Below are 12,014 nucleotides of genomic sequence, written 5' to 3'. Positions count from 1 at the left end.
GTTAAAAACTGTGGCACGATACCTCATTGACGCTCTTCAATCAACATAAGCCCGAGGGTTTCGCCAATTCCCACCTCAAAACATGGTCTCTACAACAGGGGCTAATTTCCATTCTTTGCCATCCCTAGTTTTATAACTCAGCGTATTATTTGCTCTTTTCGATCAGAAATTTTCAATTAGTCATTGTGCACGAGGTCCAATTTTACGACCAAGGTAGATGTGCAAGCATAAGACCAAGGGCAAAGCCAGGCCTATGACCCAATGTGCCGCAGACCAATACGGGCGCAGGGTTTCGCTGGCGAAGTAATATAGGGCATAGCCAGTCAGCGCCAGCCAAGCCAGTGTCAATAGCATGCCCCAGCCGCTATTGCGGTTGCGTTGAGCGCGGAAGGCGCGGCGCATATGCTGGAACAGCAAGCCGCCTGCCAGAAAACTCAAAGGGATGATGAGAGCACCATGGGCTTGCATGGCCCAGTGTTCCAGTGGATGTATGGTCTCGCCATATTCCCCCGTCGCACGCAAAAAATAGTGTGCCAGCAACCAGGCCAGGCCACTGGCAAACAAGGCAGCGATCAAGCCATACAACGTGTACTTGTACCAGGTCTCGAGCTTGAATTGCTGGATGTGGGCAGATGCCAGGGGGCGATGATGCAGGCTATGTTTATTGGTGCGCATGATGGGCAGGCAGGAAAAGCCGGCAGGCAATGTGACAAAATCAGATTATAAAAGCTTCTGCCCCGTACATGTGCAAACAGGGATGTTGCGCATCACCGCTGGCAGCAATTACCTTGGTCAGGGCGTCAGCCCACAGACAAGTGGGTGCTATCACGGTGTAGCTATGCTGGTCGACGATGGCATGACCAGTATGTGGATGCAATAAGGCACTGCGTATCTTACCTGCAGCGTCCTTGCGGGAAAAATAACTGGCTGAAGTCGCCATGGCTTGCCCAGCCAGTTGCACCTGCATGGCCATGCTATGCGGCTGTTGCGGATCACGCACCAGCACCGTTTGCGCTTGCCCCAAGACCCGCAAATCACCGCCCGCGTTGACACAGGCATGTTGCACACCACATGCCTGCAAGGCAGTGATGGCACAATCGACGGCATAACCCTTAGCAATGCCGCCCAGGTCCAGCCAGTCATCGCCATGCTTTTCTACTTGTGTTGCCGAGGGCAGGCGATACATCTGATTGCCTTGGCTGTTTGCATGAGCCGCAAGCATTGCTGGCGCAGGCAGGTAATCCCATGTCACCAGTTGCCTGGCGATGCGTATATCAAACAAGCCTTCAGACTGTTGATGCAAGTCCCTGGCGGCGGCCAGCACGCTCGCCGTATGCTTATCGATGTCTATCAGAGCACCAGGGCTTGCCCGGTTATAGCGGCTGATGTCGCTGCCGGCATCATGGAAACTCATGAGGCGATGGATTTCATGGATGGCAGCGAAGCCCGCCTGGAAAGCAGCTTGACAGTGTGACTCGTCCAGTTCGTCGCTGATGCTGATTTCCACCAGCGTCCCCAGTGCAGGCTGGGCACGGCGTTTCATTTTTTGAGGGTAACCTGGGCAATCGCGGCAATGCGGCGCACGCCATCAGTGACATGGGCGCAGGACAATGTAGCGCCACTGATATTGGCTATGCCTTCGCCTATTGTCAGCCCACTGGCGGCAGTCTTGCCGACAAATTGCTTGCGCCAGTTGGCATTGCGGATTTCAAAACCATGGCTTTCGCGGTAGGCCAGGATCTCAACCTGACGCACGCTGGCATCCACCTGCAAGCCCACAGCATAGGAGATCAGTTCAAACTTGCCTATGACTTCATCAAAGACAACATAGCCCAGCAATTTATCATCCTTGTAGGCAGCGACAGCGCGCCAGGCTACCGAGCGCGCTGGCAAGCCTGACAGTTTTTCCACCTGCTTCATTTGTGCTGCATCAAGTTGCAGCTGCACGGGCTTGAAGCTGCTGGCTTCGGGAAATATCGCTGCCTGCGCCTGCTCCGTCGTCAGGTATTGCGTGGCAAAGGCACTGCCGCTAAAACCGGCAAGGGCAATCAAAGACAAGGGAGCAAGCTTGGACATAAATTTATTCCAGAACGCACATCAGAATGAATAACCAGCGCCGAGATTAAAACGGTCACGGCTGCTGTCTTGTTTGAATTTCTGGTAATCAGCCTTCAATACCACGCCTTCACCTATCTTGAAGCTGGCACCTATGGTCGTGACTTTTTCATCCGGGCTGGCAGCGACACCCAGCCCCAAAGGGACGAAAGCATAAGACTTGGCTGTATTGAACTGCTCATAACGCAAGAACGGTGTCAGGCTGTAGTCTTCATTTTTCCACAATTGATAAGCACCTTGCAGATACCAGCCAGCAAAGGCAGATGGTACAGGATTAGGCTGGCCAACAAAAGTCAGGTTCAAGTCGCCAGTGTTACTGATGCTGCCGCGCGCATACAACGCCGTCAAATCCAGCTTGCCGGGGTTATAACGGGCATGCAAATCCCACAACGTGAGTCTGGCATCATTGGCGGCGAAGTCTGTCGTTGCATGACCAACTTTGCCAGAGAAGACCGAGCCACCCAGCAACAAGCCAGGCACGCCACGCCAGTTGACGGCAGCATGCATGCTGAGGTCACGCGATTTGGCAAACTGGCCTTCCTGGTGGATAGCACCCAAAGGTGATTCACGACCATCGCCAGAATTGGCATCCCACTTGGTGAGGTTAAAGCCTGTGGTCAAGCCCAGATCCCAGCTCAGGCCATTGTCATGCGATCCAGACAAACCCAGACCCACTTCACGCCAGGTCGAAGGAATGATCGCGGTTTCTACAAAATTACGATGCACGCCATAATATGCCGTAGGCTCATGGCTGGTGTTGAGCAAACCGGTTGGTATCAGGAACAAACCAGCCTTGGCAGACAAACCCGGCTTGATTTCATGTTCTACATACAGCTGTTCAACTTCTGTTTCACCCGCATCACCCTTGGAAGCAATCGCATGCTCCCATTCAAACTCGGCCACCATCTTGGTTTTTTCATTGAAGCGATGAGTAATACCAATGACCGCGCGGCCTACGTCAGCTTGCGCCTGGTTGCTGGCTTCACGTGGGCGGGTGTAATTGATTTCACCATAGCTGCTGATGACGGTTTGTTGCATGGCCTTGCGCAAGCTGTCGTTATTGACATCTGTCGTCTGGGCTGATGCCAGTGGGGCAATAGCAGCAGGCGTAGCAGCCTGTGCCTTGGCAGCATTGCTGATCATGACTTCCTGCTTTTGTTCAACCACTTCCGTTTTCTTGCGTGTGCTTGCCAGCTCTGCCTTGATGGCTTCCAGCTCTGCTGCCAGTTTTTCTATTTTTTGCAGCAATTCAGCCTCGCCTGCATGGGCAGGGGCTGCAAATATGCCAGAAATCAGGGCTGCAGACACAGCTTTGACGAAGAATGTTTTTTTCATGATGGGTTTCCAGTTTTTTTAAATTATTAAGTAGTGATGATCAGCTTCATGTATCAAGGCTTGTAACCATCATTGAGTGTCGCCAGGAACTTGACGACATCATCCACTTCATCCGACGATAGCGCCGCGGCCATGCCACGCTGGCGGTTATAAGGAACTTCTTTGACGTTCACATTGCTGACATACAGGGCGGGCAAGTCATTGAACTTGATGACATTGCCATCTGCGCCTAGTGGAAACCACTCTTCAGGATTGGTATCGCGACGCACATAAAAATTCACTGCATCACGCAAGCTCTTGAATTTGCCATTGTGGAAAAACACCTTACGGGTTGCCACATTGCGCAGGGTTGGCACCTTAAAAGCACCGCACAGGTCGCTACGTGTTGCCAAGTCGGTGCGGTCAGGGCCACATAGTCCAAAATCAAAATAGGCGGGGTCGGCGGTAGCCGGAATATCGGTGTTGCGGGGGACTCCCAGGTTATCAAAAGTAAAGTCCGTGAACAAAGGAGGAGCGCCATTAGCCCCCTTACTGCTGGCATGGCAGGCCGCGCAATTACCTTTCACAGGATTATTGAACAACGCCAGACCACGCAACTCGGCATCACTCAGCTTGGCACGGCCAGCCAGGAACTGGTCATACTTGGAATCATAAGGATGGAAGTCACTATCCTCTTTCTGGTACTGCTGCAGCGAAAACAAAATGCGCTCAAAAGCAGTGTCAGCATTGTCAAAGACTGTGGCACCAAATGCCGTCTTGAATTCATTCACATAGCTGGCTCTTTGCAACTTGGCGACGACATCGGCACGGTCTTTATTGGCCATTTCATGCGCTGCCAGGAAAGGTGTTTCTGCCTGTTGCGCCAGGGTATTGGCCTTGCCATCACGGGTAAAACCACCAGTGGGTGTGCCATCCGCAGCGAAGAAGAAAGCCGGGTTCAACTCCAGGTAACGCAGCGAAGGCACGGCGCGGGTACCCGGCACATCCAGATTAGGCCCGCCCAGTTGCACGGCCAGGTCGTTCTTGGGCGCATGGGCATTGTCCGCATCATGGCAAGTCGCGCAAGACATCTTGCCAGAGGCTGACAGACTCACATCCTTGAAGATTTTCTCGCCCACCTGCGCGGCAGCGCTCATGCCTGCATCAGGCACCGCTGGCGTGCCACCAGCACTACTGCTGCCGTTGCTGCCACCGCTACTACCGCCGCCGCAGGCAGCCAGGCTGAGTACCAGTCCGGCAAGCGCCATGCTGGGTAGTTTTTGAGAAAAAGCGCGTACTGCAATAGTCCGTTTAAGGACATCAAAAGTGAATGACATCATTGGATCCGAGAGCTCACCCAGAGAGGGTTGATATAAATGCAAATGAGAATGATTGTCATTATATATCTTTGACCTGACGATGAACAAGCAGATGTTGTCAGATGGCACAATCTCCTGGAATCAGGCAAACTTTTGTTTTACATCAAGTCTCTGTCCGGATTTATCACTGTCTGTCTGTGTTCTTGCCTGACATGAATACGATAGACGCAGTACCCGCGGTATCAGCCTGACAAATTCATTTAATTGATTATCGAAAAAATCATTTTTAATAGCAAAGTCGCTCTATAATCATTATACATTTTGCATTTTTTTGGGGGCAAAACACCTGTCCCTGCTCTCTGCTCAGATACGCAAATGATGGAAGGGCCTGCTTCATGAACACAATGACTGCAATAAATACCGACCGCCCTGAACCTGCGCCCAAGAAATTCCCCATTACGACCTTGGCAATTGGCTTCGTCATTCTGGTCTGCATGTCTTTGATCTTGCTACAAGCCTGGGTTACCTGGAGAGCCAGGGAAGTGCAGTTGGCAGAAACAGAGAGAGCGGCATCCAATCTGGCGCGCTCCGTGAGTCAACACGCCTACGACACCATCAAAGGGGCGGATACCGTCCTGGTTGGCCTGGTTGAACGCCTGGAAGTGGAAGGAATTTCAGAAATCAATCTGCCACGCCTGCACTCTTTACTGATCAAACGGGTAGAAGAATTGCCACAATTACATGGTCTTTTCGTGTATGACCAATACGGCAACTGGCTGGTGAACTCACAGCCTTCGCTCAAAAAAAACGGAAATAATTCAGAACGTGAATATTTCATGTTTCACCGCGACCATACTGACCGCGACGCACACATAGGGCCGCCCATCAAGAGCAAATCCACTGGGGAATGGGTAGTCACCGTATCCCGACGCTTCAATAACCGTGACGGCAGTTTTGGCGGTGTCGTGCTGGCAACCATACAAATGGGCTATTTCAAGAAATTTTACGAGCAATTTGACATAGGCAACACTGGTGCCATTTATGTTGCCCTCACCAATGGCACAATACTGCTGAGGCGGCCTTTCGAAGAAGGCTCGCTAGGCAGAAATATTTCACAACTCCCCTTGTTCCACGACTATCTGCCAAATGCCAAAATGGGCACAGAAACCTTTACCTCAGGCCAGGATGGTGTCACCCGCATCAATAGTTACCGGCAACTGGACAGCTACCCGCTGGTGGTTTCTGCTGCTCTTTCCAAAGAAGAAGTACTGGCAGACTGGAAGTCGGAAGCCATCATCCATGCCACAGGTGTAGCCTGCCTGGTGTTTGGCCTGGCACTGATAGGCTCACGCCTGATCGTACAGATAGGCTTGCGGGTGCAGGCAGAAACTGAGTTACTCAAAACCCGCAACTCACTGGAACAGTTGAATCATACCCTGGAAAAACTGGCCATGCAGGATGGCCTCACAGGTCTGGCCAACCGGCGCCAGTTTGATATTGCCTTGAAAGATGAGTTCAGCCGCGCCATGCGCAACGCCAGTTCACTGGCTCTCATCATGATCGATGTCGATTGCTTCAAGCAATATAACGATATCTACGGTCATGCGGCAGGCGACGAATGCCTGCGCGCCATCAGCAAGGTAGTCGCTGATGGCAAGCACAGGCCAGGTGATCTGAGTGCCCGTTATGGCGGTGAAGAAATGGTCATCCTGTTACCTGGCACCGACGTAGCCGGTGCCATGAAAGTCGCTGAAAACATAAGGCAGGCCATCTACCATCTGGAACTCAAACACACTGGCAATAGCAGTGGTGTCGTCACTGTCAGCGCGGGTATAGATGCATTTGTACCAGTACGCGAACACAACCAGCCGCTGGAACTGATAGAAGCAGCTGACAAGGCACTGTATTGTGCCAAGTCACAAGGGCGCAATTGTGTGCGCGTTGGAAATGGGCACGATGCATAAGTTTGCAAGAGCTTCTTCAACCAGAAAGATACCAACTGTAAGCCTGGTTGTTAAATCCAGCCATCCCCAGTATCGTTCTTGCATTGTCCATTCCACGCTATGAACCATGAAGCCATCCTGCCATATTGCTCTATTTGCTGCCAGCCTGTTTACCTTGACGACGGGCGCCGCAGGAGCCGCAGATCTCGCTTATAAAAAACTGTCCTCCTATGAATATGAATTACGGCTGACCAGTGATATCAGCCTCACTGTAGAACAGGCGCAAGTCATGATGTCTGATCCATCATCAACCCTGTGCGCAGGCAAAATACCGCAATATGGCAAATACAAATTTGCTGCCAGCGAAACCCTGGGTGGACAAAAGAGCACGGACAAAAGCCCGGTGTTCGATATGGTACAAATGCTGAGTTGCGTAGCCGACATGCCAGCACGCCCAAAAGCCTTAGCCCCCACCAAACTCGATAGCGACCAGGAACTCAAGCTCAAGGTCGAAGGCAAAAAACTGAGCAATGCCTATATGTCAGCCATAGAAAATGGCTACTATGAAACCGCCTATGACATGCTCGGCCCCAGCATGAAAAACCTCCAGACCCTGCCTGAGTGGCAAGCCCGGGTCATCGCCTACCAGGAGCAAACCGGCAAATTGCTGGCTAGCGACCTGTGGCGCATCACGGTCTATGAAAACCCGGCAAACTCACCACAACCTGGTACCTATATCGCAGTTGATTATGAAACCAAAAATAGCATTGCCCCCATTACCTGCGGCTACCTGATCTGGTTTCTGCCTGCTGGCAGCAAAAACCATTTCAGCCTCATGCGCGAAGAATATGGTCATATCCCGGAAGGCATCTACAAATCCACAGCCGCCAACGATATGGGGAAATTGCGTAAGCAAATGGGATGCAAAGTGTGATGGTATTCCGATTACACTGACTGCCAACAAAATAGCCTCCAAACGGAGGCCATTTATTTATGTGGTGCTACATCAGATTTCAAGCATGCACATTCGCAATGCTATCTGCCAAACGACATCAAGAAGTTTCCACAAAAGCCTTCAAACTGCCCAGCGCCACTTCCCATTGCTTTCCTATGATGTCCAGTGTGCGTCTGGCTTCGGCGATCTGACTGGGTTCCAGTTGCCATAGCCGTTCACGCCCCAGCTTGATATCGCGCACCACACCGGCTTGCGCCAGCACCTGCAAATGCTTGGTTACCCCCTGGCGGCTGATGTCGGTATTGGCTGTCAGCTGTGCAATCGAAAACGTGCCGCCCACGCACAAGGCCGCCACCAGCTTCAGGCGTACAGGGTCACCCAGGGCTGCAAACACATTTGCCATGGTATCGCTGGCCTGTATCAAGGTAGTCATGCCCGCCCCTTGTTGAGATGCTTCGACCGCGCCGGATGTCGACTTTGACTCAAGCTTCGGCATGGCGAGCGATGTTACGGAGCTGTGCTTCCCAGCCATTGTTGTTCATGCGGAAGGCTTCCAGGCGACGGCCTGGCGGCACCTTGTCAAAGCCTGCCTCCACCACCGTCAGCAAGGTGCCATTGCCAGGGACATCGCTCAGGCTAAAGGTCACCGTCGTCGGTTCTTCACTTTCATAGTCCACTGCCGGGTCCATAGGATAAGGATGCCAGCGATAAGCAAACACATCTTGCGGCTCAATGCGCTCTACCACCACATCAAACTGGATATGCTCAAAGCCCTTATGGATAATCGGCCCCATGGTGCGCTGGCCTACCATAAAACTTTGCCCTTTCAGGTTAGCACCAAACCAGGTGCCAAATTCTTCGGCAGTGGTCAAGGCGCGCCACACGCGTTCACGCGGGGCATTAATCATGACTTGACGTTCTATGCGGTCTGTTTCTGTCGTGCTACTCATAGCATTCGCTCCTGAATTTTTTCGTTGATTAAAATCATTAATACAGATTCTTGATGCGCTTGTCATCTCGATGGTGGCTTGCTGCCTGAATCATGCCAGGCTCAGGCTGCCGCCACTGCCAGCAATTCAAATGGCGTTCCCTTCCCCGTCTCCAGCAATTGCTGCAAGCTGGCCAGGTAATAACGCCAACCATCATTACACATGGCATAGCACTCCAGCTCAGGCACCAGGCCGACGTGCTCAAAGTCCAGCCGCGTGCGCCCTGCCCCGTCCTGAGTCAGGCGAAACACCAGATGCGTGCCCAGCCATTCATCCTTGCGCACCAGCCTGTCAACGGCGATATGTGCCTCAACACATAACCAGCGCACTTCACGCCCTGGCTCCAGCCTTTCGACCAGCATGCTCTTATGATGCGGCCCGAACCTGAAATGACTGCTGCCACCCAGCGCCACCGCCACATCGCAATCCTGCGTCCACCATCCCCGCAAACCCTCAGGCGTGGCAAGCGCCGCATACACAGTCGCAGGATCAGCCCCGATCACGAGGCTTTGCTGATAATGACTCATATGATCCCCTTTTCATGATTAAGCAACCAAACGGTTGCAAATACATGATAGAAGAGGAGTCCAATAAATGCAACCTTAAAGTTGCATTTATTAAAAAGCATCAACTACACTAGCAATTGAAATCATGATGGCAGGCGGAAAGATTTTTATCTGACAAGGTGAGGCAAGGCTGCCACGCTTAAATGGGCGGCCTTGACTCACCAAATTCCCCGGTAGGAGCGGCTTCAGCCGCGAACAAGCCGCACAAGGAACTCAGTGACACGGCCCTTGCCGCGCATATTCGCGGCTAAAGCCGCTCCTACATGGCGCTAAGGCCGGCAACCCAGCTTGGCCAGCTCTACCCGGCGATTGCGTGCACGGCCAATGTCCGTGCTGTTATCAGCCACGGGGCGAATTTTGCCATAGCCTTTGGAAGTCAGGCGCGCAGCATCTATGCCGTGCTGCACCAGCCAGTTGCGCACACTGGCGGCACGGGCATCGGACAGCTTGAGGTTATAGTCGTCGCCACCGACATTATCGGTATGCCCCTCGACCTCGGCCTTGATGCCGGCATCGGCCTTGAGCAAGCTTGCAACCTTGCCCAGCACGCTATCTGACTCAGGCTTGAGCGTGGCCTTGTTGAAATCAAAGAACACACCATACAGCGGCACATGGCAATCCTTGGCGAAGGCACTGCCCAGATCGGTCTTGCCCACGTCAGTGGTGCTGATGGTCAGTGAAGCAGTAAATTCATAATTCAGGCGCGCCCAGATGTCGCGCCCGTCTTGCGTATAGTGCGCTACCAGCATGCCATAGTCACGCACTGCAGCCGCACTGGCAGGGAAGATCACTGTCCAGCCATTCTTGACCAAAGCCTCGCGATACTCGCCAATGAACTGCAGCTTGGAGAGGGTAGTCGGCCCCTGGTAATTGCGTGTTTCTACAGCCTGCCCCACCAGCTGCGCCTCCTGGTTTTTGCCAGGCTCTGCCACATCCAGTGGCCCCTCCCCACGCCCCTCGCCTATGCGTTTGGAACCAGGCCAGGGCAGCAGATAAGGAATGTCATCCTTGACGCCAAACTTTTCAGGCTGCTTGCCAGGCTTGGGGATGCTGAACGCAGCTCCGGCATCGGCAGACTCAATCAACTCCACCCACACCTGCGCCTGCGGCGCATCCATCTTGACCTCTGCCCAGGCCTGCTTGCCACCGGCCTGATAACGCATGGTCCAGCGCGCCTTGTTATCATCTGCACGCACAGTCTGCCAGCCACTCTTGCTCAATGTCGCCTGCATGGCGTTATAAATACGCACCTCGCTACCATTGTAATAACCCAGCGCAGGCTCACCCGCCGCAGGCTTATAAGTCATCCAGCGCGCAAAGCGCTTGCCCTTGAATAGTTTGGTGGCACCAGCATTGTCAACGGCGAACTCAGCCTCAGCCACATTCTCAGCCTGCAAGGCCTGATCAGGGTTCAGCACGACCTGCGGCGGCAGTTTCAGATAATCAGGAAAACCCAGATCAGCCCAGGCTGGTGATGCGTGCAGGCAGGCAATGACTAACAACAGGATGGGAAACTTGAAAAACTTTGGCATAAGATTTCCAGGTGATTGAGGGGGAGTGATTGATTTATATTAACCTGATGGGGAAGTGTTGATCAAGATGTACGGCTGAGTGCACGCTTTGAGGTACAGGCATAAAACTCCAAATAAAATACAATGCTGCACAGCCAGCAGGGTCACTTGCAGCGGCAAGATAAATGAAAAATGCAAATTTCACAATACCAGGCTCTATAATAATTTGAATTTGCTCGCACTGGCTTTCGTGCAATTTGAAATATACGCCAATGGCGTATATTATGAAGATAAAATACCGATGTATTGAAGGGGTGTCGATGGTTTTATAGAAACTACGATTTTCACCAGTCAGTTGAAAGGCTTGTTGACTGATGAGGAATACCGGCAATTACAAAACGAACTGGTAGAAAACCCCGAATCTGGCAGCCTGATTAGCGGCGGTGGCGGAATTCGAAAGATACGTGTCCATTACGGCAGTAAAGGTAAAAGCGGCGGAGCAAGAGCAATTTACTATTTCAAATCCGCAGATGATCAAATCTACATGCTGGTGATCTACCCCAAATCAGTGAAAGACAATTTAACCGCCGCCGAAAAAGCCATACTCAGAGATTTGGCAAAATCATTATAAGCCGCAGATGCAAGGAGTAAAAAATGGACAAAGAATTATTCGCAAACCTGGTTGCCAGTCTTACCGAAGCAGGAAAAATTGCTAAAGGCGAGGCCAAGCCTGCTCGTACTACGACTTTAAATAAATCTGGCAAGACGGACAAAGTCCAGGCAAAACCAGGAAACAAAACTGCCACTGTGCCAGCAATTCCACATACAAAAATCGATGCCAGACAGGTACGCGAGAAGACGGGGTTGTCGCAAAGTGATTTTGCGATTGTCATGAACGTCAGTATCAAGACCCTGCAAAACTGGGAACAACACAGACGTGAACCGACTGGTGCGGCAGATTCGCTACTCAGAGTATTTGCTGCTGCGCCAGAGCTGGTTTTGAAGGCTTTGCATCAAGCCTGATTGCTTTTGCTTCAATTAAGCTGAGCAAGGATAGTTAGCTTATGAATAGAAAAATCAATTGAATATTGTGAGCACTATCTTTATTTGAGGAATCTACAGTAAATTGAGATGTGTACGATTACGCAGAATCTAATCATATCTACTCGGGCTGATGAGGGTGTAATTAATTTTGTGTAAACGGTCATTTAGCAGGACACTGCTACCTTCAAGGAGAAATGATGACCGTTGCAAAGCGTAACAAGCGGGCCAAGCCTGACCCGGAATTGCTCAAACTGGCCG

Annotated in this window: 13 protein-coding genes; 4 read left to right on the top strand and 9 right to left on the bottom strand. The window is 51.9% G+C overall.

Annotation, left to right across the window (positions count from 1 at the left end; all coding sequences use genetic code 11):
• Nucleotides 1-180: 180 nt before the first annotated feature.
• Genes ACO0LC_RS23745 through ACO0LC_RS23725 form a run of 5 tightly spaced genes read right to left on the bottom strand, consistent with a single transcriptional unit; the run spans nt 181 to nt 4,697 of the window.
• Nucleotides 181-675 (bottom strand): DUF4405 domain-containing protein, encoded by a 495-nt coding sequence (locus tag ACO0LC_RS23745; protein ID WP_423007788.1) that lies wholly within the window; start codon nt 673-675, stop codon nt 181-183.
• Between the two features lie 40 nt (nt 676-715).
• Nucleotides 716-1,543 (bottom strand): FAD:protein FMN transferase, encoded by an 828-nt coding sequence (locus tag ACO0LC_RS23740; RefSeq protein ID WP_423007786.1) that lies wholly within the window; start codon nt 1,541-1,543, stop codon nt 716-718.
• Nucleotides 1,540-2,076, bottom strand: coding sequence for an FMN-binding protein (locus tag ACO0LC_RS23735; protein WP_423007784.1), 537 nt, complete (start codon nt 2,074-2,076; stop codon nt 1,540-1,542). Before ACO0LC_RS23735 ends, ACO0LC_RS23740 begins: the two co-directional genes overlap by 4 nt.
• 21 nt (nt 2,077-2,097) lie before the next feature.
• Complete coding sequence (locus ACO0LC_RS23730) at nt 2,098-3,450, bottom strand: hypothetical protein (RefSeq protein WP_423007782.1); 1,353 nt, start codon at nt 3,448-3,450, stop codon at nt 2,098-2,100.
• 53 nt (nt 3,451-3,503) lie between these two features.
• Complete coding sequence (locus ACO0LC_RS23725) at nt 3,504-4,697, bottom strand: cytochrome-c peroxidase (protein WP_423007973.1); 1,194 nt, start codon at nt 4,695-4,697, stop codon at nt 3,504-3,506.
• Nucleotides 4,698-5,143: 446 nt separating this feature from the next.
• Between ACO0LC_RS23725 and ACO0LC_RS23720 the strand changes: the two genes are divergently transcribed.
• Both ACO0LC_RS23720 and ACO0LC_RS23715 read left to right on the top strand, forming a co-directional pair.
• On the top strand, nt 5,144-6,712 hold the full coding sequence (locus ACO0LC_RS23720; RefSeq protein WP_423007780.1) for a sensor domain-containing diguanylate cyclase: 1,569 nt from the start codon (nt 5,144-5,146) through the stop codon (nt 6,710-6,712).
• Nucleotides 6,713-6,818: 106 nt separating this feature from the next.
• Nucleotides 6,819-7,625: a DUF4019 domain-containing protein gene (locus ACO0LC_RS23715; protein WP_423007778.1), complete on the top strand. Its 807-nt coding sequence runs from the start codon at nt 6,819-6,821 to the stop codon at nt 7,623-7,625.
• 118 nt (nt 7,626-7,743) lie between these two features.
• Here ACO0LC_RS23715 and ACO0LC_RS23710 read toward each other — a convergent pair whose 3' ends face one another.
• From ACO0LC_RS23710 to ACO0LC_RS23695, 4 genes are all read right to left on the bottom strand, one after another.
• Entirely contained in the window at nt 7,744-8,079 is a 336-nt protein-coding gene (locus ACO0LC_RS23710; protein WP_423007776.1) for an ArsR/SmtB family transcription factor, read from the bottom strand.
• A gap of 49 nt (nt 8,080-8,128) precedes the next feature.
• Nucleotides 8,129-8,596, bottom strand: coding sequence for an SRPBCC family protein (locus ACO0LC_RS23705; protein WP_423007774.1), 468 nt, complete (start codon nt 8,594-8,596; stop codon nt 8,129-8,131).
• A gap of 101 nt (nt 8,597-8,697) precedes the next feature.
• Nucleotides 8,698-9,162 carry an SRPBCC family protein gene (locus ACO0LC_RS23700; protein ID WP_423007772.1) on the bottom strand — a complete coding sequence of 155 codons (465 nt, stop codon included), beginning with the start codon at nt 9,160-9,162 and terminating at the stop codon, nt 8,698-8,700.
• A gap of 308 nt (nt 9,163-9,470) precedes the next feature.
• On the bottom strand, nt 9,471-10,733 hold the full coding sequence (locus tag ACO0LC_RS23695; protein WP_423007770.1) for an OmpA family protein: 1,263 nt from the start codon (nt 10,731-10,733) through the stop codon (nt 9,471-9,473).
• Nucleotides 10,734-11,040: 307 nt separating this feature from the next.
• On the opposite strand from ACO0LC_RS23695, the gene ACO0LC_RS23690 reads away from it, so the two are divergent.
• Both ACO0LC_RS23690 and ACO0LC_RS23685 read left to right on the top strand, forming a co-directional pair.
• On the top strand, nt 11,041-11,343 hold the full coding sequence (locus ACO0LC_RS23690; protein WP_423007971.1) for a type II toxin-antitoxin system RelE/ParE family toxin: 303 nt from the start codon (nt 11,041-11,043) through the stop codon (nt 11,341-11,343).
• A 23-nt stretch (nt 11,344-11,366) separates the two neighbouring features.
• Nucleotides 11,367-11,735: a helix-turn-helix domain-containing protein gene (locus ACO0LC_RS23685; protein WP_423007768.1), complete on the top strand. Its 369-nt coding sequence runs from the start codon at nt 11,367-11,369 to the stop codon at nt 11,733-11,735.
• The last annotated feature ends 279 nt before the right edge of the window (nt 11,736-12,014 follow it).

Source organism: Undibacterium sp. JH2W, from assembly GCF_049340425.1.
In the GTDB taxonomy this organism is placed as follows: domain Bacteria; phylum Pseudomonadota; class Gammaproteobacteria; order Burkholderiales; family Burkholderiaceae_D; genus Undibacterium.
This window is presented reverse-complemented; position numbering and strand designations above follow the sequence as displayed.